Genomic DNA, 23,804 nt, shown 5'->3' with positions numbered 1-23,804 from the left:
CTACCCCTTCAACGTCGCCGGGCGACTGTCGCAATGCTCCACGCACCAGCGGATGTCGTCGAAGGCCTCCATGCCGTACCAGAATACCCGCCATGGCCCCTGCTTGATGCTGCCGTCGGACTCGACGTGGTAGAAGGCATTGACCGGGTTGCCCTGGCGCGAACGCCAGAACAGTCGCGGATTCTCCTCACGCATGACCTGCCACACGGCGCGACCCAAGCCCTCGCCCTGCGCCTCGTCCAGCACCGCGAATTTGTCCAGGTAGGTGTAGCCACCTTCGTTGGTGAGGATCACCGCGGTGCGGTAGTTCTCGCTCACGTAGGCGCGATGCAGTTGGGTGCGCTCAAAGTAGTCCGGCAGCAGCTTGCGACCGAATGCCGATTCAATCAGTTCACGCAATCGCGCCAGGTCCAGCTGCCCCCAACTGTCCACGCTCAGCACGCGCTCGCCGCGCCGGATCAGGGTGCCCGAGCCCTTGTGCGTGAACAGCTCCTTGGCCAGCTCATCCGGACGTGTGATGGACACCGACGAGGTCAGCGGAAGCTTGTCCAGCAGGTCTTTGATCTGTTCAATCTTCACCCGCATGCCGCCGTTGATCCACGGCTGCGCCATCAGGTGCTCGTACTCGGTGGACAGGTTGATCGAGTCGATCACCTTGCCATTGTCGTCCAACAGGCCGCCGGTCCCGGTCAGGAAAACGATCTTGTAGGGCTGCAGCACCTGCACCAGCTCATTGGCGGCGAAGTCGGCATTGACGTTGAGGATCTGCCCGCCCGCGGTTTCGCCCAGGCTGGCGATCACCGGGATCGAGCCGGCATTGAGCGCTGCTTCAATCGAGGCCAGGTGCACGCGATTGACCTCGCCCACCAGCCCGAGGGTGTCGCGATCCAGGTATTCAGCCTCAAACACGCCCGAAACGATCGAGGTGGCGCGCGCATCGAATGCCTGCAGCGCCTCGACCAGTCGGAGGTTCTGCGCATGAAACACGCGGCGCACGATGGCCAATGCCTCCGGCGAGGTCACGCGCAGGCCGTTGACGGTCTGCTTTTCGATGCCTGCCGCGGACAATTCCTGGTCCAGCTGCGGGCCCGCGCCGTGGATCACGATGGGCGTCAGTCCCACGTCCTGCAGGAACGCCAGCGACGAGGTCAGCGCGTCGATGTCGTCGCGCAGGACCGCGCCGCCGACCTTGACCACCGCGAACTTCTTGGCGTCGAGCTGCGAAAAGCGCTTGAGGTACTGCGAGATTTCCTTCGCGCCGGCCATGCTCGAGAGCAGGCGGACGATGGTCTGGCGGGTCTGGATGTCGTGAGCGTCGTTCATTGCGTGGTATGCCCGGCAAGGATCCGGGTGACGGATTCGGAGTAGCGACGAAGCTGGTCCAGCGAGACCCATTCGTCGGCGGTGTGCGCCTGGGCGATGTCGCCCGGGCCGTAGACAATCGCGGTCAGGCCCGCAGCCGAGAACCGCGAGGCCTCGGTCCAGAAATCGACGGCGTTCCCGATGGGAAGCCCCAGCGCATCGGCCAGGTCACGCGCGGCCAACCGGTTTTCCTCGGCATGCGCCACGTCCCCGGCGGGCAGCGAGGGGCCGCGGAAGGTCTCTTCATACCGCTCGATGGCGCCAGCTTCGATCAAGGTGCCAAACTTCTCGTGCAGGCCATCGATCGACATCGAGGGCAACGGACGAAAACCAAAGCGGACCTCGGCACTGGGCGCGATCATGTTCGCCTTGATCCCGCCTTCGACCTTGCCAATGTTGAAGCGCAGGCCGGTCAGCCCACCAAAACGCTGGTGCGCCTGCGATTCGACGAAGTCCAGCGCGCGGTTGCCCCAGCGCATGGCTTGGTGCAGTGCACTGGCCTGCATGGCGTTGGCGCCCGAGGCGTGCCCCGCTGCACCCCGGAAGCGCATCAGCACTGAACTGATGCCCCGGTGCGCCAGCACCGCCTCGCACTGTGTCGGCTCGGCCACGATGGCCTCGGCAAAGCCATGCTCGCGCGCCAGGAACGCGGCAATGCAGCGCGGATCGTTAGCCTCCTCGTCGGTGCTAAACAAGAAGGCAGCGTCGCCTTCGGTGAGGGCAGCCGCGGCCAACAGGCCCGCCGCTGCCCCCTTGATGTCGCAGGCGCCCAGTCCGATGGCACGGTCGCCCGTGACCCGCAGCACGTGCGGGTCGGCGCTCCATGCCGGGGAGTCCGGCACGGTATCCATGTGCACGTTGAACACGCGCCGCGGGTTGCCCCGCACGGCCAGCAGCGACACCGCGCCCGCACCGTGGTCCGTGACCTCGATGCGGAAATCCGGCAACTGCGAGCGGATGTAGTCGAACATCCCACCGGTGCCGATCAGGCGCGGCGGGTTGCGGGTGTCGTGGGACACCAGCACTTCAAGATGTTTCAGGACCTGGTCCAACATGGTCGTAGGGGCTACCTCGTAGGGTGCGGTCCGTCGCACCGGTCTGGATTGGGGAAAGAAACGGACTGACGGCGCAGGTGCGCTGCGCCATTACGCCAGATCGTTACTTGCGGTTGACCTCGGCCCACAGCGTGCTGCTCATGCCGAACAGCTTGATGAAGCCCTCGGCCTCGGCCACGCCCCAGTCCGCCGACTGCGCGTAGGTCGCGCCCTTGGCATTGAGGATGTGCGCCGACTCCACGGCCACGGCGCCGACGCTGCCGCCCTCCGTTTCCAGCACCACGTCGCCGTTCACGGTCGACTGGCTGGACGCCAGAAACGCCTCCAGGTCGGTCTTCAACGGGTCATGGAAGAAGCCCTCGTACACCAGCTCCACCCACTTGCGCGCCACCTCGGGCTTGAAGCGGTTCTGCTGTTTGGTCAGCACCGCCTCTTCCAATGCGCGGTGTGCGGTCAGCAGCGCGGCCAGGCCGGGGGCTTCGAAGATGATGCGGCCCTTCAGGCCGATGGTGGTGTCGCCGGTATACAGGCCGCGACCCACGCCATACTGGGCGAACAGGCCGTTGAGCTTGGCCAGGATGCGGTGGCCGTCCATCTTCTCGCCGTCCAGCGCCACGGCCTCGCCGTTGACGAAGCTCAGGCGCACGCGCAGCGGAGCCGTCGGCCACTCGGCGCGCGGCTTGCACCAGCCCACCGCGCCCTCGCCCGGCGCCTGCCACTTGTCGATCTCGCCGCCCGACATGGTCAGGCCCAACAGGTTCTCGTTGATGGTGTAGGCCTGCTGCTTGGCGCGCACGCCGAAACCACGCTCCTCCAGGTACTTCTGCTCGTAGGCGCGGGTCTGGGTGTGTTCCTTCTGGATCTCGCGGATCGGCGCCACGATCTCGTAGTCACCCGAGGCCTTCACCGCCAGGTCGAAACGCACCTGGTCGTTGCCCATGCCCGTGCACCCGTGGGCGATGGCCTTGGTGCCCAGCTCGGCGCAGCGCTGCAGCGCGGCATCGACGATCAGGTAACGGTCGGATACCAGCAGCGGGTACTGGCCCTGGTAGCCCTCGCCCGCCCACACGAACGACTTGACGAAGCCGTTCCAGATCGCCGGGCCACCGTCGACGGTGACGTGCGACGTCGCACCCAGCTCGGCCGCGCGGGCCTCGATGTAGGCACGCTCTTCGGCGTCCACGCCACCGGTGTCGGCGAACACGGTATGCACGTTCCAGCCACGCTCCTGCAGGTAAGGCACGCAGAAGCTGGTGTCGAGGCCGCCGGAAAAGGCGAGGACGATGTCTTTGCTCATGGGGGAGGTTCTCGGTTGGGGTGCCGCCGCTCGCGCGGGGCCAAGAAACAAGGAGTTGGAAAGAAATAGCAATCGGATAGGGTCGACGCCCGGACCTTCAGGCCCCGTCAACGGCGACCCCGGGGTGAGCCGGAGATCACGGAGGCCGGCGGTTCACTGCCCGATCAAAGCAGCCATCACCGCCTTCTGCACGTGCAGGCGGTTCTCGGCCTCGTCGATCGCGATGCACTGCGGCGAATCCATCACCGCGTCGGTGGCCTTGACGTTGCGGCGCAGCGGCAGGCAGTGGCTGAAGACGCCGTTGTTGGTCAGCGCCATCTTCTGCTCATCGACGATGAAGTGCTGGTACTGGTCGCGGATCGGCTTCTCCGGCACCCAGTTGCCGAAGAACGGCAGCGCGCCCCAGCTCTTGGCGTACACCACGTCCGCGCCGGCATAGGCGCTCTGGATGTCGTGGCTGACGGTCAGCGAACCGCCGCTCTCGGCCACGTTCTGCTCCGCCCAGCCCATGTAGCGCTCGTCGAGGATGTAATCGGGCGTGGGGCACAGCAGGGTCACGTCCATGCCCAGGCGCGTGGCGATCGTCAGCGCCGAGTTGGCCACCGCGGTGTTGAGCGGCTTAGGGTGGTAGGTCCACGTCAGCACGTACTTCTTGCCACGCAGGTCGGTAGTGCCGAAGTGCTCCTGCAGCGCCAGCGCATGCGCCAGTTCCTGGCACGGGTGGGTGATCGTCTCCATGTTGATCACCGGCACCGGCGAGTACTTGGCGAACGACTTCAGCACGATGTCCTCGCGGTCGTACGCCCAGTCGATGAACTTCGGGAAGGCGCGCACGCCGATCAGGTCCACATAACGACCCAGCACGCGCGCCACTTCGGCGATGTGCTCCTCGGTGTCACCGTCCATGACCGTGCCGAGGTTGAACTCGATCGGCCACGCATCCTTGCCCGGCTGCAGCACCACCGCGTGGCCACCCAACTGGAATGCGCCCAGTTCAAAGCTGGTGCGGGTGCGCATGGACGGGTTGAAGAACACCAGCGCGATCGACTTGCCCTTCAGCGCATCGCCCAGCTTGTGTTGCTTGAACAGGGCCGCCTGGGTCAGCAGCGCATCGAGGTCCGTACGGGACCAGTCCTGGGTGTTCAGGAAATGCTTGAGGTGGGAAGTCATCGGGGGTTCCAGGTGACGGTGCGGCGGCGGGGTCGGTTGCGACTGAAACTGAAAACAAAAAAGCCCAGCACTGAGGCTGGGCTTTTCGTGTGTGATGTTGCGTTCACGAACGGCGTGCGCCGTCACCCAGCCAAGTTGGGAGGCAACGGTCGACGCGCGCGCGAGGTCATCCCCGCCGCCATCCAGGCGGAGGTCAAGACGTCGGCGTCGGCGTAGAAGGCGTTCATGAGGGGGCGAATGCTCGCACGTAGCGGCGACGGGGGCAATAGTCCGATGGGCGAAGGCCCGGCCGGATCAACGGGTCCGGACGCCGGGCACCGCCGGGGTGATGCCAATGCGGATGCGAAGGCGGTTGCCGGGATCCTCCGGCAGGCGGGACCGGTAGCGGGAGCCCTTGTAGACATAGTCGACGTCGTACGCGATGGGCCGGCGGAACTCCCGCTCCACCGGGACCGGGCGGCAGTCGCCCTGCGCCTCGGCCTCGTCGCGCGTCAGCGCGCCCTTCACCGCGCCCACCACCCGGCCGATTCGGGTGTCCGCCTTGCCAACCGGGTCGCACCGCTGCTCCACGCGCGTGGCCTTCAACGTCTGGTAGACCGGCGTCACCCGCAACACCTGTGCGTAGTCGTACCGCACGTTCTCGGTCTGCAGAACCGTGGCGTCCTGCGCCTGCGCCATCCCGGCGCACAGCCCCAGCAGCGCGCAAAGCGCGGCCGAGCGGGTAGCGTGACGAACGACGGGCATAGGCATGGCGTGGAAGTGTAGTCGGTGAGACCACCCGTGGGCTGAACCCCTGCTGTCACCCCAACGGCCAAGGGAGGGCCGCCGACCGCCCCAGCCCCAGCCCCGGCCCGCGCCGCCACGCGCCCCGTGGCTCCCCGCTACAATGGTCTGTCCACTGCCGTAGCCCCCATGAGCCTGCACCTCTACAACAGCCTGACCCGCCGGGTCGAACCCTTCGTCCCCGCCAATCCTGCCCGCGTGACCATGTATGTCTGCGGCCCGACGGTCTACAACTACGTCCACATCGGCAACGGTCGCGGCCCGGTGGTGTTCGGGGTGCTGGCCAACGTACTGCGCCGCCGCTACGGCAGCCTCGCCTACGCCCGCAACATCACGGACGTGGACGACAAGATCAACAACGCCGCGCGCGAACAGGGCGTGCCGATCTCGGCCATCACCGACCGCTTCGCCGCCGCCTACCGCGAGGACATGACCGCGCTGGGCGTGCAGCCGCCGGACATCGAGCCGGAAGCCACCCGCCACATTCCGCAGATCATCGCGATGATCGAGCGCCTCATCGCCGAAGGCCACGCCTACGCCGCCGAGGGCCACGTGCTGTTCGCGGTGGGCAGCTTCGACGGTTACGGCAAACTCTCGCGCCGCGATACGGAAGAGATGCTGGCCGGTGCCCGCATCGAGGTCGCGCCGTACAAGCGCGACGCCGGCGACTTCGTGCTGTGGAAGCCCTCCACCGACGACCTGCCGGGCTGGGACTCGCCGTGGGGCGTGGGCCGCCCGGGCTGGCACATCGAGTGCTCGGCCATGGCAGCCGCGCACCTGGGTGAAACCATCGACATCCATGCCGGCGGCGTCGACCTGCAGTTCCCGCACCACGAGAACGAAATCGCGCAGAGCGAGTGCGCCCACGGCGGCAAGCCGTTCGCACGCTGGTGGCTGCACAACGGCATGCTCAACTTTGGCGGCGCCAAGATGAGCAAGTCACTGGGCAACATTGAAAAGATCCACGACCTGGTACGCGCGCACCCACCCGAGGCGCTGCGCTATGCCCTGCTTTCGGCGCATTACCGTCAGCCGCTGGACTGGTCGGACAACCTGATCGAGCAGAGTATCCGCACCTTGGACCGCCTGTACGGGACGCTGCGGGACATTGACGCCGCGCTGCCCGCCGGCAGCGCAAACACCGCCGACGCGAATGCCGAAGCCGTCATTCCCGAGTCCATCGAAACGGCGCTGGACGACGACCTCAATACGCCGCAGGCGCTGGCTGAAGTGGCGCGCATCGCGGCGGGCGCACGGCAGATGCTCGCCCAGGCAGACGCCTCAAAGGGTGAACGCAGCGCTGAAGTGACTGCGAACCTGCGACAGGCCAAGGCCGACCTGCTTGGCGCGGGACGGGCGCTGGGATTGCTGCAACAGGCGCCGGAAGCGTGGTTCGCGCGCGGCGCCAGTGGCGATGACGACGCCCGCATCCAATCGCTGGTGGACGAGCGCACCGCCGCCAAGAAGGCACGCGACTTCGCCCGTGCCGACGCCCTTCGTGATCAGCTCGCCGCGGAAGGCATCGTGCTGGAAGACACGCCACAGGGCGTGCGCTGGCGCCGGGCCTGAGGGGACTGACGCATGGCTGACTCCCCCTTCCCGCTCGAGCCCACCGCCGCTGAAGCCCAGGCCGCCATCCGCGAGGAGTTCGCGTTCTTCAGCGACTGGGCCGAGCGCTACCAGTACCTGATCGACTTGGGCCGCAAGCTGCCCGACCTCCCCGCCGAGTGGAAGGTGGAGGACAACCGCCTGCACGGTTGCCAGTCGCTGGTCTGGATCGTGGCCGAAGGCAACGCCGACCGGCTGGATTTCCACGCCATCAGTGACTCGGCCATCGTTTCTGGCCTGGTCTACCTTGCCTTGCGTGTGTACTCGGGCCGCAGCGCACGTGAGATCCTCGCCACCGAGGCCGACTACATCGCCGACATAGGCTTGGCCAAGCACCTCTCGCCCAGTCGCAGCAACGGCCTGACGGCCCTGCTCGGCTTCATCCGCGACAAGGCCCAAGCCACGCTGTGAGCGCCGCGATGCCGGGGGTGGCCACGGTGCTGCGCAACCCGGCCTTCCTCGGCTTGCTCGGCTACCGGCTGCTGGCGATGCTGTCGTACCAGATCGTGGCGGTCACGGTCGGTTGGCACATCTACGAGCTCACCCGCGACACGCTGTCGCTGGGTCTGATCGGCCTGGCGGAGGTGCTGCCCTATATCGCCTTCGCCCTGTTCGCCGGCTACGCCGTGGACCATCTCCCACGGCGCAAGCTGGGTATGGCCGCGTGCCTGGGCTTGTGTGCGACCACGCTGGTGCTGGCCGGCGTGGCCCATGGCAGCGTGCCGGCGCTGGGCACTGCCACGATCTACGCGGCAATTGCCTGCAATGGCGTGGTGCGCGCGTTCCTGGCCCCGGTGTACATGTCGCTGTTTGCCCGCGTGCTGCCCCGCGAGGCCTATGCACGCGGCGCGGGCATCAGCAGCGTGGTGATGCAGACGGGGCTGGTGGTCGGCCCCGCACTGGGCGGCGTGCTGGTGGCGCTGGGCGGCAAGACCACCGCCTACCTCGTCGCGGCGGCGCTGGCGATGGCCGCGGCGATCGCCATCATCAGCCTGCGCGTGTCGGAGCCGCCGCTGCCCAGAGAGCGCGCCCCGATCTTCCGCAGCATCGGCGAAGGCCTTCGCTTCGTTTTCAGCAACCAGGTCATCCTCGGCGCGCAGGCACTCGACATGTTCTCGGTGCTGTTCGGCGGCGCCGTGGCGTTGCTGCCCGCCTTCATCAGCGACGTCTTCCACTACGGACCGGAGGCGCTCGGCATCCTGCGCGCCGCGCCGGCCGCGGGCGCGGTCCTCGTTGGCATCTGGCTGGCCCGGCATCCGCCGGACCGCAATGCGGGGCGGCTGTTGCTGGCCGCCGTCGCCGGATTCGGTCTGTGCATCATCGGCTTCGCCCTGTCGCGCCATTTCTGGCTGTCGGCCGCGCTGTTGATGATGTCCGGCATGTGCGACAGCGTGTCGGTGGTGGTGCGCTCCACCATTCTTCAGCTGTCCACGCCCGACCATATGCGCGGCCGCGTGGCTTCGATCAACGGCATCTTCATTGGCTCGTCCAATGAATTGGGCGCGTTCGAATCGGGTGTGGCGGCGCGGCTGCTGGGGCTCGTGCCGTCGGTGATCTTTGGCGGCAGCATGACGCTGGCGGTGGTCGCGCTGACCTCACGACTCGCCCCTCAACTGCGTCGATTGAATCTAGGTGACCTGCGATAATCACCGGCGGGCGCAAACTCCAGCCGCCCCATAGTTTTGCCCATGAAGAGCAAGGGCGGCTTTCGCCGCCCCTGCTTCCCATCAGCTCCTTAGACTCAGAATCGCACCGAGAACCGAGCGCTTGCGCCGTGGTCTCGGATTTCGTCGCCAAACTGGCCGCTGTAATGGAACTCCAGCAGGCTGTTGGCGCTCAGACGCGCGCCGATACCGGCTTCTACCACGTCCGCATCCTTGGCCAACGTCGCACCCCGCACAGTGAATGCGTTGTCGTCCGCCCAAGCCATCGCGGTGGTCGGCATACGGTCGCCGGAGACATGGCGACGGGCAATCGCGCCTCGCACGCTCAGCCATTCCTGCGACTGCTGCGCTCCCTTCAGGCCTGCATTGAAACGCAGACCAACCGTGCCCAGGTCCACGGCGCTTTCGGCATCGGACCCAGAAAGTGCGGCAACCCCACCCGCCTCAGTGAAACCATCCGCCTGCACCTCGACCCGTGCGTACTGTGCATAGGGCTCCAGCTGCCACGACTGGCCACCAAAGCGGAAACCCGCATCGATGAAGACCTGACGGGTCTCCGCCTGGTAGTCAGCGCGGGTGCGATCCTGCAGGCCCTCGAAAGACACCTTGCGATCCACGTCCACGTCATGCCATGCATAGGACAGGCCGCCGCTCAGGCCGAAGCCACCCCATGACTGACCCGCATGCACCGCCACCTGCCGGCTGGTCACATCACCCTCGGAACCCCGGCTAGGCAGTTTATTGTCGATGCGGCCCTTGCCACCCAGCACGCCGACCCGCCAGCCCGTCGCATATCGGTGATCGAAGCCCAGCAGCGTCGCATCGCCGTTGTAGTCCACCCGGCCGGCATTGCCGTCGGCATGCAGGCTACCGCCGTTACGCAGCACCTGCACCCACGCGGCTGACTCGCCTTCGGCATCGGCATCCTGCGCTGCGAAGTCGCCGCCCACGATCTGAGCACGGGTCAGTGCGGCGTCGCGCAGGTGGCGGCTCGCCTCTACCAGTACCGAACGGGTGCTAGCATGCAGTTCGCCGCTAAGCTGGTCCAATGCCGAGCGCGCCTGCTCCGGGAACAGCTGGCTGACCGCAACAAACGCCTCTGCGCTGTCGGCCATGGCGTCAATGCTGCCACCGACCGCGCGCTGGTTGGCGGTACTGCCAGAGGCGGCAATCGCCATGCCGCGTGCGACGTCCAGCGACAGGCCATTGACGGAGTATTGCGTCTGGAACGACAGGAACGGCGAAAACATGCTGCTGTCCAGCGTGGTGAACTGGCCGGTGAGGCCACCCGCGGCTTGCAGCAAGTTGTATTGCTGGCCCACACGGTACACGCCAGCGCCACGCAGCAATTGCAGGCGTCCGCCTTCCAATGTCGCAGCCCCAGTCACATTGAGCAGGTCTGCCGAGCTGGGTGCCGACAACTCCGCGTGGAACGTCGAGCCCGCGGCCTGGCTGTAGCTGCCGTTGATGGTCAGGGTACCGATCGAGTTACCTGGTGCGATGGCGCCCGCCACGCGCGTGGAGGACAGCGTGCCGCTGCCGCCAATCATGCCATCGCGGCCAACCAGAGTGGTGCCCCCCTCCTGCACGCCATTGACCACTGCCACACCGCGGTTGACCGCCAGATCGGTATCGACCAGCGCCCCGTTGAGCATCAGCACGCCGCCATTGACCTTTACCGAGGAACTCAGCACATTGCGGCCATTCAACTCTAGGATGCCCTGCTCGACGCTCGCGCCAGCGAAGGTGTTATCGCCACTCAACCGCAGCCAGCCGACGCCGGACTTGGTCAGGCGACCGGGACCGCCGATGTTGTTGGTCCAATCGTCCCACGCGCCCCCTGCCCATACCTTGGCGCCACCCGCACGCTGGTTCATCACCACATTCGTGTCCACCCGCAGCAGACCCGGACCCTCGATGGCCTTGCGAAGGTCGACCAGGCCCCAACCGTAGATCTCGTCCACGCCGGCCGCGCCAAGGTCGGTTGCGGTGGTCAGCAGCACGTCACGCACCTGCGGATTGCTCAGGTACGGGAAGCGCTCCATCAGCAGGGCGAGCGCCCCGGTCACGTGCGGTGCGGCCATCGACGTACCCGTCAAGTCCCCGTAACCAAACTCAGGAGTCTCGCCGGTAACGTTGAAGCCGATGACGTTCCCTTCCTCATCGCGGATCACTTCGCCTTGGATGTCGCCGCCGACCACCGTGGAAGTGATGTCGGTGCCCGGCGCGGTCACGCACCAGTCCTTGCTCAGACCGCAGATGCTGGAGCTTTCGTCAAGCACGCCGCTGCTGTTGAGGTTGGCGACACTCAGCCAGTACTGCTCCAGCCCCTCGACATAGCGCGGCAGCGTGGCGTAGATTCCTGCGATGTCGCCATAGCCATTGCCCGCGGCCCAAACCTGCAACATGCCGCGGTCCAGCGACGGCTGGGTGTAGGTGGAAAAGTATTCGGCGACGCCCGGCAGGTTATAGAGGTAATCCATCTGCGCAGCGGTGGTGGGCTCGTAGGCCAAACCCCAGCTATGGTTGATGGCGCGGACGCCTGCCGCGGCCATGCCGTCGTACATGCCGGCCACTGCTTCGCTGCTCGGGCCGATCGCCAGCTCGATGCCGCCAAAGTCGACGCCGAAGATGCCTGAAAGCAGCGCGGTCACGTCTGAGTAGCTGTTGGAGAACAGGCGAGCCGTAGTGAGATTCGAGCCATAGGCCACACCGTGGGTACCGGCACCATCACGGTTGGCCAGCATCGAACCGGCAACGTGTGTTCCATGCGTGCCGTAGCTGAAGCCCGCCCACGATTCCAGGATCTGCGGCGCGCGCGGATTGAGGTAGCCGAACCGCACCAGCAGATCGACCAGCGCGCGATCAGCGTCGGTGAACTCAAGGTACTCAACGCTGGCGCGATCGCCTTCCGTGTAGAAACACGCTTCCGGACCGCCCAGCACGCCTTCCTGCTCGCAGCCTGCATCGGCCACGCGCAGACTGGTGTGCTGCTTCCCCGCAAATTCGCCATGGCGCAGGTCGGCGCCGCTGTCGAAGATGCCCAAACGGACGCCATGACCCGTGAGGCCACGCGCATACGCATGGTGCGCGTTCATCGCGGCAAGGCCCCAATCGTTGTTGAATTCGATGGTGCGCCAGCTATTGGCGTCTCCAGCCTTGCCAGATTCAACGTAAGCATTCTGCGCCAAGGCCGCACCTGGGAGCATGCTGCCGACGAGCAGCGCCGTCGCGATTGCGCGACTCAGATGGGCAGGACGATGGGCGTGGGTGCCTTCGGATGAGGCACGTGCGTTGTCTACCGCGGATTGCATCATTCATGACTCCGTTGGGAAACTGCGCGGCGCTGTTGGCGCCACAGTGCTCCAACGTGACAAAGAGCACCCCTCCCTACCCCGGGTCAGAAGCGGTATGTCGCGCTCAACAGGTAGTAACGCCCACGCGGGTCGTCAACGGCAAAATCATAGCCTGCGTGTTCCACGTCATAGCTCACCGGTTCGCGGCCGAGCACATTGCGCGCGTTGAACGAGAGACGCCACTGCGGTGATGCGTCGTAGTCCATGTTGAGGTCGAACAGGCTGAAGCCGGGGGTGACGCAGCGCCCCTGCTCCATATTCTTCTCCCGGCAAGGCTTGTCGGGTGCATGGATGCGCATCGAACCCGCACGCCGCCAGTGCAGCGTGTGTGTCCAAGCCCCGATATTCCAATCCACCGCGCCAAGCAGGCTGTGACGCGGCACGCGAAAGCCAGCATGGTCCAGCGTGGGCGCGCCAGGGAATCGCCGGCGCTCCAGCCGATCCAGGAAATACGCACTGCCGCGGATCCCGAAGCCGCCCAGCGTGCGCGTATGCCACCTATACTGCATGGCGCCTTCAAACCCGCGCATGTCGCTGTCGCCGACGTTTGCATAGTAGTCGTTGATGCCAACCAGTCGTCCCGCGGCATTGCGGACCAGTGAGCGTGGGGAGGCTCCGGCATCGTCGGCCGCGCTGATCGGCAGGATCTCGTCATGGCGACTGATCCGGAAGTAGTCAAAACTCAGCTGGAATCGCTCCCCGGATGCCCACACGACCCCCAGCGTCTGGCTGGAAGAGGTCTCCGGCTTCAGATCACGATTCTCCATTGACCCGCGCAACAGAAGGCAATACGTCCCCAGTTGCGGATCAGCCACAACATGCTGGCATTCACCAAAGCCAGGCTGGTATGGGAAAAAGTCGTAGTTCTCCTCGACACCGGGCCGGCGCAACTCAAACAAAGTCGGGGCGCGGTACCCCGTCGCCATCGTTCCACGCAGCGTGACGGCATCCAGAACATTCCACTTCAGCCCCAACTTTGGCGACCAGCGGCTGCCATATCCCTCCCGATAATCCATGCGGAGCGCGAGGTCCGCCTGCAAGCGCGCCACTACGGGAAACCTGAGCTCGCCATAGAGCGCAGCTCCCGCACGGTGTTCGTCAATGCGGATCTTCTGCGGGCCCAGCGCAACGTCATGCGCCAGCATGAGCGCATCCGGATTGTGCTCAAGCCCGTCACGCAGCACCTCTAAGCCGGTCGCAAACTGAGCTTGCCCACCTCGCATCGTCCACGCCGGCCCGTTTGCGCCGATGCTGACCTGTTCCAGCGTCGACGTGCCTCGGGTGGTGAGGGACGGGGAGATCGCAGCCAACAGGTCCACCGGGTTGTTCGCGCCAAACCGGTAGCGGTTATCGAAGACCGCATCGATGAAAGCCGTCTCACGCACCAGGCCGCGGGTACGGCTGGTGACTTCATTCCGGTGATGCGCCGCGTTGGCATGCCATTGCCATTCGCCAAGCCACCCGCTCAGTCCCGATGCCAGGTCCAAAGAAGTCGCATCGGTCTCGCTGTCGACCGGCCCGATGTCGAAAAACGCGTAGTCGAGACGCTCCATACCCGCAATCCAGTCCGGATGTGAGTCTGGCAGCAGCACACTTGCGTGGAAAGGCGCGCGCCACAGGGTCTGCTCCGCTTTCGTGAGTCGCAAGCTGGTCTGCCATTCCGCGCGCTCGCCCACCGGCGCGCGTACGCTGGCATACAACGAGCCGCGCCTCGTTTCTGGCTCCAGGCTTTCGTATCGCGGCGGGTCGAACATGCACCTACGGGCCGAATCGGCGGGAGCGCCCGGGCAATAAGACTGGATCAATCCGCCACTGGCATTGCGGTAACCCAGTCGGTAACGCCAATCGCCAAGGCGCAAATGGCGAAGGTCCCGTGTACGCCAGCTCCGCTGCGCTCCCAGCAGGCCGTCGTTGCTGAAGTATTCCCCCCCCAGAAAGAAGTCACCCCCTACTCCCCACGTGCGACCGAGCGTCATGGATACTAGCGTCTGGCCTGCGTCACCCGAGTCGGTGCCGCCCCCGCGCACCACCAACGTCGGCGTCTGGGCATCCTTGCGCAGAATGATGTTGACCACGCCGGCCATGGCATCGGCACCATAGATGGCCGACGCGCCACCTCGCATGATCTCGACGCGGTCAACCATGCTCAGAGGAATACTGGCAAGGTCCGCCAGGCCGCCAAGATCGGCGGAAACCAGCCCGTAGTTGGCCACGCGCTGACCGTCAACCAGGAACAACGTGGCCCGCGGGCCCAAGGCATAGAGACTGGTCGTGGCCGCGGACGCAAAGGGCTGTTGGGTGGCACTGCCGCCCTCCACAGCCACTTCCACCGGATGGTGGCCGACCATGCCCGGTTGCTCGCGCAGCAATTCGAACAGGGTAAGGTGCCCGCTCGCCTCGATCTGCGCGCGAGTGATCCCGGTCATGGGCGAGGCTTCGATCCCGTCCACTGGCGTCCGGGGAATGTGCGTGCCAGTAACGGTCACAGGCCCCACGTCGACCGGACCCTCACCGGCATCACGGGGACGCGGGGCAGAAGGAGTGTTGCGGGACTTGGGTGGAATCCGCTCCAGCACATAGGTGCGATCGGCCACCGGCACCGCACGCAGGCCGGTGCCATTCAAAACCATCGCCAATGCATCCCCTGGAGTCCGAGTACCGGTGACCGGGTGCGAGCGAAGACGCGCCACCAGCGTCGCCGGATACAGCACTTGGATGCCTGCCTGTCGTGCCAGCGCCTTAAGCGCATCGTCCAACGCTCCCGCGGGCACGCTCAGTGTACGGGCCTCACGCGCGGTCGGGGCATGCACCTGCGCCACCGCCGTCGGCAGGATGCCGGCCAGCATGGCAGTCAGGACGAAGGCGTTGCGGCGGCGCGGCAGTGCCATGCGCGGGCGTCACAGGTCAGGGTAAACGCCCCACATTACGAAAGCGCGACCCTACGCGCAACGCCAAGCCACACATGGAAGCACCTGTCAGCGCTGTCAACGGTGGAGGCTGATCTCGCTGTTCCCGCGACGCTCGGCACGCAGTCCCCAACCGCGCTCCAGCGCGGACACCAAGGCTTCCTGGTTGCCGGCACGGAACACACCACTGACGGTGATATCAGCCAGCGCCGGATCGGCCAGGATCAGCTTGGTTTGGGAGTAGCGGTTGGCTTCGGCCAGCAGCGCGTCCAATCGGCGTTCCTTGAACACCAACTCACCCTGGGCCCAGCCTTCCGCCACCGCAATATCGAACGCCTGCACCGGCTCAAAGCCCGCGCCCGCCTCGACCGACACCTGCTCACCGGGCGCCAGGCGCACGCTTTCCGGCCTGCCGGTCGACGCGGGTGCCGACACCACCACAGCGCCATCCATCAAGCCCACGTTGACCGCCCCCCCCTCGCGGCTGACCTGGAACGTGGTGCCAATGTCGCGGATGACCGTGGCGCCTGCATGCACCAGGAAGGGGCGTGGATCGTCCCCGACCTGCAACTGCACCCGCCCGAGGTCGACGTCCACCTCGCGCTGGCGACCTCCCAGGCGCACGGTCACGGCAGAACCGGTATCGAGCAGCAACGTGGTGCCATCGGACAGTCCAATAGTGCGTTGCTCGCCCACGGATGTCGCGTACCGCTGTTCCGGCAGGGGTGCCTCGGGCTGCGCGCGCCAGACCAGTACGCCGGCAACCACCGCCAGGCTGGCTGCGACCGCCCAACCCCAAGTACGCACGCCAACCCGCGAAGCAAACACCTGCCGCCCTTCACGGCGCGCCTTTCGCGCCGCCGCTTGCAGCAGGTCATCCCCTGCCAGCCCCGCAGCCGCCCAATGGATGGCATCGGCCTTGACCCAGGCCTCGACGTGATCCGGCGACTGGGCCAGCCAATCCTCGAAAGCCATACGCTCGCTGGCGCCGCAGTCAGGCGCATCCAATCGCGCGACCCACCATGCGGCCTGCTGCTCCATTTCGAGATCGTGCATCTGTTCGTTGATGTTCATGGCCACTCCTTGTGACCGTCGTTGTTGCCGCGCAGATGCACGCGCAGCAGTGAAAGGGCCTTGCCAACATGCTTCTCGACCGCTTTCACCGAGATGCTGCAATGCCTTGAGATTTCGGTGTAGCTCATGCCTTCGATGCGGTTAAGCAGGTAGACCTCACGGCACCGCGGTGGCAGGCGAAGGATCGCGGTTCGAACCGCCACCAGAGCCTGCTGGTGGGCCACGCGCTCGTCCTGTGTCGGCTCCATTGAAGGGAGCGCCAGCTCGTCATCCCCCAGGCTGACGTGGGCGTGCGCCAGGCGACTTGCGTCCCGGCGCCCACGGTCGGCCAGGACATTCAGCCCGATCCGGTACATGAGGGGCCGCAATGCCTCGCGCGGCTGGCCGTCATAGCGCATGAGGCGCACCATCGTTTCCTGCGCCACGTCCTGGGCGTCGTCATCCGACACGCGACGCCGCAGGAACGCGATCAGCAGCGGCCGATGCTCACGGACAAAGTGCTCAAAGCCTCCGTCCGTGGCGACGATGCCTTCAGGCCCCGGCGTTACGTTCATGCACGCCTCGATCGCGTGGGCGAGCACGTCATCACCGGGAAACCCCGCGCAGGAACCGTCATCCAGCACGGTTCCTCCCGCCCCACGGGTGCGTGGATCCGGAATTCCCTCGGGTCTGGCGCTGGCAATGGGAAACCCATCGGCTCATGTCCCCAACAACGCGAGCGCAATGCAGTCCCCCTACCTTGCGCCCGCAAACGACAACGCCCCGGCACGGGGCGCTGTCTGGTCGCACCGTCGGCCGCGACGTGCGCGGCCCCCGGCGGGCGTCAGTCGCCCATCTGCTTCTGCAGGTGCTCCCAACGCTCCTGGGCGTCGATGGTACGTTCCGCGGTCAGGCGCGCCTCCAGACGCTCCAGGCCGATTTCCTCGCCGGTGTCCACGCAATAGCCGTAGTCGCCGGAATCAACGCGCTTGAGCGTACTGTCGATCTTGCTGATCAGTTTGCGGTAGCGGTCACGGGTCCGCAGTTCCAGCGAGTTTTCGGTCTCGCGAGTGGCGCGCTCGGCCTCGTCACCGACGTCGCGGACTTCGTCCTTGAGGTTCTCGATGGTCTGCTTGGACTCTTCGACCAGCTCGGCCCGCCACTGCAGGAGGCGCTGGCGGAAATATTCGAGTTGCAGCGGGCTCATGTATTCCTCGTCCACGCCCGGCTTGTAACCCGGCGGAACGATGGGGCGGCCACTGCCTGATTCAACCTTGTACTGCACGACTTTCACCTTGCCTTTCGGGGCGGGCTCGTGCGGCTTTGCCGCAACGGCCACGGCCACCTTCCCTACCTTGCGGGGAGCCGCAGGAGGGGTGTTCGGGGGGGGAGCCTTCTCGACCGTGGGCTTGCTGGCCACTGCCTTGACCGGGGTTTCCGGCTTGGCCACCGCGGGGGCGGGGGCCTTGGGCTGTGCGGCTGACGCAGGGGCTGGCTTGCTGGCCAGGGTCGGCTTGGCGACGGGCTTCACGGCTGCCGGTTTGGCAGCCGGGATCTTCTTCGGGGCAGCGGCGGCTTTGGTCGCCGCGGCCTTGGCGGCCGCCGGCGCTTTCGCCGGAGCCTTGGTGACCACCGGCTTCTTGGCCGGGGCAACCTTTTTCGCCACGACCTTGGTGCTGGTCGCAGCAGATTTCTTTGCGGGTACCTTTTTCGCGGGCGCCGCCTTCTTGGCGGCGGCCTTCACCGGGGCTGGCTTGGCGGCCGGCTTCTTCGGGGCGGCCTTTTTGACCGCGACCGACTTGGCCGGGGCCTTCTTGGCGGCGGGCTTCTTGGCTACCGGCTTTTTCGCCACGGCCTTCTTCGCGACCGGTTTGGTGGTCGCAGCCTTCTTGGCAACCGGTGGCTTGGCGGCCGGCTTGACGGACTTCTTGACGGCCTTGGCGGCCTTCTTCGCGGTTTTCTTCACTGCCACGAGCGACGTGTCCTTCTGATTCCCTTGTGACGGGAAGGCGCGCTGTTATAACCTGCCCCGGTGACCGCGGCAACCGCGACTCCCCACTGGCCCCACCATACATCGCTCCGGCTTTTCAGGCCACGGCCGCCAAGCCTGGCAGCACGCGAAACATTCGCAGTTCCGGCAAACAACCGCGCTGGAGCGCATCATGGCGCCACGCCGCATGAACACCCTGTGATCGACCGACTGCTCATCGCCTGTCTCCGCTTCTACAAACGCTGGATCAGCCCCCTGCTGGGTCCGCGCTGTCGCTTCCATCCCACCTGCTCGGTATATGCGATGGAGGCCATTGGCCGGTTCGGGGCGATCAAGGGCGGCTGGCTGGCCGCGCGTCGTGTCCTGCGATGCCACCCTTTCCACCCCGGTGGCGTGGACCCGGTTCCACCCGCACCGGCAAACCCGCACCATCCCCCCACTCCCACTGACGGCCCCTAACGATGTCCAACACCCTCATCGTCAACGCACGACTGGTCAACGAAGGCCGCGAATTCGACGGCGACCTGCGCATTGAAGACGGGCGCATCGCCCAGATCGGCAGCGGGCTGTCGGCTCGGGGCAACGAGACCGTGGTCGATGCCAACGGTCGTCGCCTGCTGCCGGGCATGATCGACTCCCAGGTGCACTTCCGCGAGCCGGGGCTGGAGTACAAGGCCGACATCGCCACCGAATCGGCGGCGGCGGTCGCAGGCGGGCTGACCAGTTTCATGGACATGCCCAACACCAACCCGCCCACCCTCGATGCCGAGGCGCTGGAGGACAAGTACCGTCGCGCCAGGGGCCGCGCGTGGGGCAACCACGGCTTCTACCTGGGCGCCAGCAACGACAACCTGGATGCGGTACGCGGGCTTGATCCGCGACGCGCGCCGGGGATCAAGGTGTTCATGGGCGCCTCCACCGGCAACATGCTGGTCGACAACCCCGTTGTGCTGGATGGCATCTTCGCCAGCGCGCCCACGCCGATTATCACCCACTGCGAAGACACGCCGATGATCGAAGCGGAGCTGGCGCGCTACAAGGCGCAGTACGGCGACGACATCCCGGCCGAATTCCACCCCGACATCCGCTCGCGCGAGGCGTGCATGAAGTCGACGGAGCTGGCGATCTCGCTGGCCCGTCGCCACGGCACCCGACTGCACGTGCTGCACATCTCCACGGCCGACGAGCTGGCGCTGTTCGAGGCCGGCCCGCTGATCCGCGCCGACGGAAGCCGCAAGCAGATCACTGCAGAGACCTGCATCCACTTCCTGCGCTTTGACCGCACGGACTACGCCACGCTCGGCCACCTGATCAAGTGCAACCCGGCAATCAAGGACAGCACCGACCGCGAGGCGCTGATCGCCGCCGTGGCCGGCGATGTGATCGACGTGCTGGCCACCGACCACGCGCCGCACACGCTGGAAGAGAAGGCGCGCCCCTACACCAGCGCGCCCAGCGGCCTGCCCCTGGTGCAGTTCGCGCTCAATGCCGCGCTGGAGTTGGTGCACGAAGGCCGACTGACCACTGCCCAGGTCGTGCAGAAGGTCGCGCACGCGCCGGCGCAGCTGTTCGATGTGAGCGAGCGCGGCTTCCTGCGCGAGGGCTATTTCGCGGACCTGGTGCTGGTCGACGACACGCCCTTTACCGTGCAACGCGCGCAGGTGCTCTCCAAGTGCGGCTGGTCGCCGTTCGAGGGCCGCACCTTCCATTCACGCATCGCGTCGACGTGGGTGAACGGCGTGCTGGCGTGGGACGGCGAGCGCCTGGTGGGCACGGCCAACGGCCAGCGGCTGGCCTTCAATCGCTGATGCGGGCGGGCGGCGCACGCGCCACCGCCGCGCTGGCACTGGGGTCGCTGCTGGCCATGGCCGGCAGCGGCTGCGTCACGGCCCATGCCACCGCACCGGGTCAGGCGAGCGAACCCGGCGGGGATCAGGGATTGAGCCCCCCCTCTGGGCGTAGAGAAACTGGCGTTCGTGCCCCAGATCGGCCACCGGGCCTCCCAGGCATCCGCCGTCCGGTCGCCCACCCCGTCCGCGCCACGTTCCTGCCGGCATCGGTGCCGCAGGGCGCCCTGGTGCTGGGCCTGGCAGACGCCGGGGCGATCGTGGAGTATGCCGGCCGAACGTTGAGGGTGACAGCGGACGGGCGCTTCGCGTTTGGCCTTGGCCGCGATGCGACCGGCCCCGTGGAAATTCGCATTACCCGCTCCGACGGCAAGGTCCTCACGCAGCAGGTCGCGGTTACGCCGCGTGACTGGCCCGTGGAACGCATCGACGGCGTGCCGCCCACCACCGTGAATCCGCCCCCGGCCATCGCCGAGCGCATCCGGCGGGAACAGGCGCGGGTGACCGAAGTGCGCCTGCGCGACGACGCACGCGGCGACTTCGCCCAGAGTTTCATCTGGCCGGTGCAAGGTCGGGTCAGCGGTCGCTTCGGCACCCAGCGCGTTTACAACGGTGAGCCCGGCGCGGCGCATTCGGGCATGGACATTGCCGCCGCCAACGGCGCGCCGGTGAAGGCGCCGGCGGCTGGCGTGGTGAGCTTTGCCGATCCAGGGCTCTACCTCACTGGCGGCACCGTCGTGCTCGACCACGGCCACGGCATCAGTTCCAACTTCCTGCACCTTTCGCGATTGGATGTGAATCCGGGAGACCGCATCGAGCAGGGCCAGGTCATCGGCGCGGTGGGCGCCACCGGGCGTGCGACCGGGCCACACCTGCATTGGGGCATGAACTGGTTCGACGTGCGGATCGATCCGTTGCTGGTGCTGGAAGCGTCGGGCGCGGCTCAGCCCTGAAACGGGTCGCGCGCATCACGGGCGCGGAGCTACCGGCCCTTCTCTGCGCTGCGAGACGAGCCACTGGCCAACGGCATCAGCACCCACCGGCCAGTCGCACCGACCGCCACGAACATCCCGCCAAAGACACCGCAATCACGTGGGAACGGGAAATCAACCCTGCTGTGGGGCTCCGACGGGCCCGTGGCCCGCAACCGTGGCCACCGCATCATGCGCGTGCAGGCTCTCGAAGTGCGACACGGTGGCTTCGAAACGCTCCACGCGCTGGTCGGCGGACAACACGGCCGCGACGCGGCGTGCGGCGTCCTCGCAGAACATCAGGTTTTCGGCATTGAGACGGGCGAACGCCTGCTCGTCCTCGCGCTTGACCGCAGTCTGCACCGGGGTGGCGAGGCCGCGCTCCAGTTCGTCGATCAGGTGGCCCAGCGGCAATTCGTCGAAGGCCGGGCGCAGTTCCACACGGACTTCGGCGCGGCTGCGTTGTGCGTGCGGCGTGGCGGCCAGGCCGCGCGGCGAGGCCAGCCAGTCGCGCACGACCGCGGTGGACATCGGGCGGGCGTCGGCGAAATCTTCGGCGAAACGTTCGGCATTGATCTGGCGCGAGAGCGCCGCCGAAGCCGGGCAGGTACTCGAGTACTCCACCGCAAAGCGTAGGCCCAGATGCAGGTGGCCGTCCTCGAGGCGGGCATCGATCTCGACGGGATAGCGCTTCCAGCCGGCGTGTTCGCTGGCCAGCGCCGGGCGAAGCAGCAGGTGCTCGTAGCGCAACACCAGCCGCGCCGCGCTCGAGAGCCCGGCCTGAGTGTCCACCAGGGTCTGCAAGACGCGCCGCAGCCCGGCCGGCGTCACCACTTCACCGGTGAACGCGTGCTGCAACTCCAGGTACAGGCGCGACATGTGGATGCCACGCGCGTCCGCCTTCGCCAGGTTGACCGCCACGTCGACGGAGGCCGCAACCTGCAGGGTCTCGCCCGTGCCGGACGCCACGCGCAGCGGCAGCGCGATGTTGGACATGCCGACCCAGTCCAGCGGACGCGCCGCGGCGGCGGCGTCGAACGCCACGTCGGGCAAGGTGCGGGGCGGATTCAGGGAAGTGGTCACGGCGATCGATATGGGGGTGGATGGGGGAATCGCAACGCGAGTTATTTTATCGGCCGCACGCGTGGGAACCGGCCGCGCCACCGGAACGATCAGTTGCGGGCACCCTGCCAAGCGGCGACCAGCGCCCGCCAGGCGGGCAACGGTCGGGCTACGTCACCCTGCCGGAGCCGCTGCCGGGCCAAGGCGGCCGTCACGCGGCGGAAGCGCGGAACGGGTGCCTGCGCGCTGCGGGTCATGCCACGCGTGCCTTGATCTTCGGGCATTGCGTGCCCGGGGCCGTGAACCTCGAATGCCAGTGCCGGCACCTGCTGCGCCCACAGCAACGCGGCATTGCCCTGCCCGGCCCGCGCGAGTTCCTGCAATGGCACGGCGGTTTCGCCGGCCACGAGCAGGCGCGCGTGCAGCAACTGCTGGCTTACCAGCGCAGTGGCGAAGCCAAGGGGGATACCGGGCGCCTCACCCGGCATCGCGCCCGCTTCAAGCCCCGCATCGATGCGGGCCAACACTTCGGCCACCATCGCCAGCTGTCGCAGCGCATCGGCGGCATCGGCGGGGCGCTCGCGGCTGTCGCGCAGGGCCGGCAACACGCTGGCCAAGGCCAACCAGTCACCGGGCTGCGCCTGCAGCATCGCGCCCAAGGGATGGCGGCGCAGCCCGCGGCTCCAGCCGCGGAGTTCTTCCTGCCACCAGCCCAGCTTGGCCTCACCGGGGCGCGCGTCCGAGCCACCCCATGCCGCATCGCCCAGTTCCTGCTGCAGCGCGGCCCAAGCCAGCAGCGTCGGCCGCTGGGCCTGCGGCACGAAGACCTGCGCCACCGACCATTCGGGCCAGCGGACCAGCCATTTTTCGATGAAGCTGTCCGGCGCGGCGGCATTCTCCGGCAGCGACGGGCTGTCGTCGGCCGTGCTCATCGCTGGGAAGGCCATGCGGTGGCTTCGCACAGCGCGTCCGGCCGTTCGACCATGGTGTCGCCGCGCCAGTCGCCCGGCTCGTCGCCCGGTAGGCGGTAGCCCCACAGCGCCACCACCGAGGGCATGCCGGCGGCACGCGCCGCGACGATGTCGCGCTCGTCATCGCCCACGTAGACGCAGTCGCCGGGCGCGACGCCGATGCGTTCGGCGGCGACCAGCAGCGGCAACGGATCAGGCTTGCGCACGGGCAGCGTATCGCCGCCGATCAGGACGGCGCAGCGGTCTTCCCAGCCCAGCATCGGCACCAGCAGGGCCGCCAGGTACTCGGGCTTGTTGGTCACGATGCCCCAGGTGCAGCCCGCCGCTTCCAGTGCGGTCAACATTGCTTCGATGCCCTCGAAGGGTGCCCCGTGGCGCCCCAGTTCGCGGCCGTAATGCTCCAGGAACTCAGGCACCCACGTTTCGCGCTCGGCCACGTCCACGTCGGGGAATGCGGCGCCGATCATCGCCCGGGCGCCTTTCGACACGTGCGGCCGCAAGGCCTCCAGCGTCATCGGCGCACGTCCGCGCGCGGCCAGCATCACGTTGATGGTGGCCAGCATGTCAGGCGCGCTGTCCAGCAGGGTGCCGTCCAGATCGAACAGAACCGCTTTCGGGAACGCCACGGCGTCGGCATGCCCCGCGGACCGGCTGCCGGTCACGGCGTCCATGGCCCGGGCATCCCCCTCGCCTGCTTCCTGTCCGCCCA

At 67.0% G+C, this 23,804-nt stretch carries 18 protein-coding genes and 1 pseudogene; 6 read left to right on the top strand and 13 right to left on the bottom strand.

Annotated features, from left to right (window positions below; genetic code table 11):
• The 5 genes from ACYVBS_RS13070 to ACYVBS_RS13050 form a co-directional block, all read right to left on the bottom strand.
• Window positions 1-1,323, bottom strand: coding sequence for an acetylglutamate kinase (locus tag ACYVBS_RS13070; RefSeq protein WP_460824134.1), 1,323 nt, complete (start codon window positions 1,321-1,323; stop codon window positions 1-3).
• Complete coding sequence (locus ACYVBS_RS13065) at window positions 1,320-2,417, bottom strand: acetylornithine deacetylase (protein ID WP_460824133.1); 1,098 nt, start codon at window positions 2,415-2,417, stop codon at window positions 1,320-1,322. Before ACYVBS_RS13065 ends, ACYVBS_RS13070 begins: the two co-directional genes overlap by 4 nt.
• A 103-nt stretch (window positions 2,418-2,520) precedes the next feature.
• Complete coding sequence (locus tag ACYVBS_RS13060) at window positions 2,521-3,714, bottom strand: argininosuccinate synthase (protein ID WP_460824131.1); 1,194 nt, start codon at window positions 3,712-3,714, stop codon at window positions 2,521-2,523.
• 153 nt (window positions 3,715-3,867) lie between these two features.
• The gene (locus tag ACYVBS_RS13055; RefSeq protein ID WP_460824130.1) at window positions 3,868-4,884 is read right to left on the bottom strand and encodes an N-acetylornithine carbamoyltransferase; all 1,017 of its coding nucleotides are present in this window, start codon (window positions 4,882-4,884) and stop codon (window positions 3,868-3,870) included.
• A 294-nt stretch (window positions 4,885-5,178) separates the two neighbouring features.
• On the bottom strand, window positions 5,179-5,628 hold the full coding sequence (locus ACYVBS_RS13050) for a hypothetical protein (protein ID WP_460824128.1): 450 nt from the start codon (window positions 5,626-5,628) through the stop codon (window positions 5,179-5,181).
• 168 nt (window positions 5,629-5,796) lie between these two features.
• Between ACYVBS_RS13050 and cysS the strand changes: the two genes are divergently transcribed.
• Genes cysS through ACYVBS_RS13035 form a run of 3 tightly spaced genes read left to right on the top strand, consistent with a single transcriptional unit; the run spans window position 5,797 to window position 8,921 of the window.
• Window positions 5,797-7,236, top strand: a complete 1,440-nt coding sequence (gene cysS, locus ACYVBS_RS13045) for a cysteine--tRNA ligase (protein ID WP_460824127.1) — start codon at window positions 5,797-5,799, stop codon at window positions 7,234-7,236.
• A 12-nt stretch (window positions 7,237-7,248) separates the two neighbouring features.
• On the top strand, window positions 7,249-7,686 hold the full coding sequence (locus ACYVBS_RS13040) for a SufE family protein (protein WP_460824125.1): 438 nt from the start codon (window positions 7,249-7,251) through the stop codon (window positions 7,684-7,686).
• 8 nt (window positions 7,687-7,694) lie between these two features.
• On the top strand, window positions 7,695-8,921 hold the full coding sequence (locus tag ACYVBS_RS13035) for an MFS transporter (RefSeq protein ID WP_460824202.1): 1,227 nt from the start codon (window positions 7,695-7,697) through the stop codon (window positions 8,919-8,921).
• Between the two features lie 95 nt (window positions 8,922-9,016).
• Here ACYVBS_RS13035 and ACYVBS_RS13030 read toward each other — a convergent pair whose 3' ends face one another.
• The 5 genes from ACYVBS_RS13030 to dksA form a co-directional block, all read right to left on the bottom strand.
• Window positions 9,017-12,253, bottom strand: a complete 3,237-nt coding sequence (locus tag ACYVBS_RS13030; RefSeq protein ID WP_460824124.1) for an autotransporter domain-containing protein — start codon at window positions 12,251-12,253, stop codon at window positions 9,017-9,019.
• A gap of 86 nt (window positions 12,254-12,339) precedes the next feature.
• A complete protein-coding gene (locus ACYVBS_RS13025; RefSeq protein WP_460824123.1) occupies window positions 12,340-15,183 on the bottom strand; it encodes a TonB-dependent receptor domain-containing protein in 2,844 nt (947 codons plus the stop codon).
• 96 nt (window positions 15,184-15,279) lie between these two features.
• Window positions 15,280-16,275: a FecR family protein gene (locus ACYVBS_RS13020; protein WP_460824122.1), complete on the bottom strand. Its 996-nt coding sequence runs from the start codon at window positions 16,273-16,275 to the stop codon at window positions 15,280-15,282.
• Window positions 16,272-16,898 carry an RNA polymerase sigma factor gene (locus ACYVBS_RS13015; protein ID WP_460824121.1) on the bottom strand — a complete coding sequence of 209 codons (627 nt, stop codon included), beginning with the start codon at window positions 16,896-16,898 and terminating at the stop codon, window positions 16,272-16,274. Before ACYVBS_RS13015 ends, ACYVBS_RS13020 begins: the two co-directional genes overlap by 4 nt.
• Window positions 16,899-17,098: 200 nt before the next feature.
• Window positions 17,099-18,226, bottom strand: coding sequence for an RNA polymerase-binding protein DksA (gene dksA, locus ACYVBS_RS13010; RefSeq protein WP_460824119.1), 1,128 nt, complete (start codon window positions 18,224-18,226; stop codon window positions 17,099-17,101).
• 216 nt (window positions 18,227-18,442) lie between these two features.
• Between dksA and yidD the strand changes: the two genes are divergently transcribed.
• The 3 genes and pseudogenes from yidD to ACYVBS_RS12995 all read left to right on the top strand — a co-directional run.
• The gene (gene yidD, locus ACYVBS_RS13005) at window positions 18,443-18,703 is read left to right on the top strand and encodes a membrane protein insertion efficiency factor YidD (protein WP_460824118.1); all 261 of its coding nucleotides are present in this window, start codon (window positions 18,443-18,445) and stop codon (window positions 18,701-18,703) included.
• Between the two features lie 2 nt (window positions 18,704-18,705).
• Window positions 18,706-20,052 carry a dihydroorotase gene (locus ACYVBS_RS13000; protein ID WP_460824117.1) on the top strand — a complete coding sequence of 449 codons (1,347 nt, stop codon included), beginning with the start codon at window positions 18,706-18,708 and terminating at the stop codon, window positions 20,050-20,052.
• A gap of 242 nt (window positions 20,053-20,294) precedes the next feature.
• Window positions 20,295-21,044: pseudogene (locus tag ACYVBS_RS12995) on the top strand (M23 family metallopeptidase); the annotation flags it as partial.
• A gap of 153 nt (window positions 21,045-21,197) precedes the next feature.
• On the opposite strand, the gene folE2 reads toward ACYVBS_RS12995, so the two are convergent.
• The 3 genes from folE2 to ACYVBS_RS12980 form a co-directional block, all read right to left on the bottom strand.
• Window positions 21,198-22,145, bottom strand: a complete 948-nt coding sequence (gene folE2, locus ACYVBS_RS12990; protein ID WP_460824115.1) for a GTP cyclohydrolase FolE2 — start codon at window positions 22,143-22,145, stop codon at window positions 21,198-21,200.
• Window positions 22,146-22,234: 89 nt separating this feature from the next.
• Complete coding sequence (locus tag ACYVBS_RS12985; protein ID WP_460824113.1) at window positions 22,235-23,056, bottom strand: phytoene/squalene synthase family protein; 822 nt, start codon at window positions 23,054-23,056, stop codon at window positions 22,235-22,237.
• The gene (locus ACYVBS_RS12980; protein WP_460824201.1) at window positions 23,053-23,766 is read right to left on the bottom strand and encodes a phosphoglycolate phosphatase; all 714 of its coding nucleotides are present in this window, start codon (window positions 23,764-23,766) and stop codon (window positions 23,053-23,055) included. Before ACYVBS_RS12980 ends, ACYVBS_RS12985 begins: the two co-directional genes overlap by 4 nt.
• Window positions 23,767-23,804: the final 38 nt, after the last annotated feature.

Source organism: Lysobacter olei (genome assembly GCF_054777355.1).
Note: the sequence above shows the minus strand (reverse complement) of the source record. Positions and strands in the feature narration are given on the sequence as shown.

Bases quoted from the DNA above. Each gene is read 5' to 3' on its own strand.
- ACYVBS_RS13070 (WP_460824134.1), bottom strand. From the start codon at position 1,323: ATGAACGACGCTCACGACATCCAGACCCGCCAGACCATCGTCCGCCTG.
- ACYVBS_RS13065 (WP_460824133.1), bottom strand. From the start codon at position 2,417: ATGTTGGACCAGGTCCTGAAACATCTTGAAGTGCTGGTGTCCCACGAC.
- ACYVBS_RS13060 (WP_460824131.1), bottom strand. From the start codon at position 3,714: ATGAGCAAAGACATCGTCCTCGCCTTTTCCGGCGGCCTCGACACCAGC.
- ACYVBS_RS13055 (WP_460824130.1), bottom strand. From the start codon at position 4,884: ATGACTTCCCACCTCAAGCATTTCCTGAACACCCAGGACTGGTCCCGT.
- ACYVBS_RS13050 (WP_460824128.1), bottom strand. From the start codon at position 5,628: ATGCCCGTCGTTCGTCACGCTACCCGCTCGGCCGCGCTTTGCGCGCTG.
- cysS (WP_460824127.1), top strand. From the start codon at position 5,797: ATGAGCCTGCACCTCTACAACAGCCTGACCCGCCGGGTCGAACCCTTC.
- ACYVBS_RS13040 (WP_460824125.1), top strand. From the start codon at position 7,249: ATGGCTGACTCCCCCTTCCCGCTCGAGCCCACCGCCGCTGAAGCCCAG.
- ACYVBS_RS13035 (WP_460824202.1), top strand. From the start codon at position 7,695: ATGCCGGGGGTGGCCACGGTGCTGCGCAACCCGGCCTTCCTCGGCTTG.
- ACYVBS_RS13030 (WP_460824124.1), bottom strand. From the start codon at position 12,253: ATGCAATCCGCGGTAGACAACGCACGTGCCTCATCCGAAGGCACCCAC.
- ACYVBS_RS13025 (WP_460824123.1), bottom strand. From the start codon at position 15,183: ATGGCACTGCCGCGCCGCCGCAACGCCTTCGTCCTGACTGCCATGCTG.
- ACYVBS_RS13020 (WP_460824122.1), bottom strand. From the start codon at position 16,275: ATGAACATCAACGAACAGATGCACGATCTCGAAATGGAGCAGCAGGCC.
- ACYVBS_RS13000 (WP_460824117.1), top strand. From the start codon at position 18,706: ATGTCCAACACCCTCATCGTCAACGCACGACTGGTCAACGAAGGCCGC.
- ACYVBS_RS12985 (WP_460824113.1), bottom strand. From the start codon at position 23,056: ATGAGCACGGCCGACGACAGCCCGTCGCTGCCGGAGAATGCCGCCGCG.
- ACYVBS_RS12980 (WP_460824201.1), bottom strand. From the start codon at position 23,766: ATGGACGCCGTGACCGGCAGCCGGTCCGCGGGGCATGCCGACGCCGTG.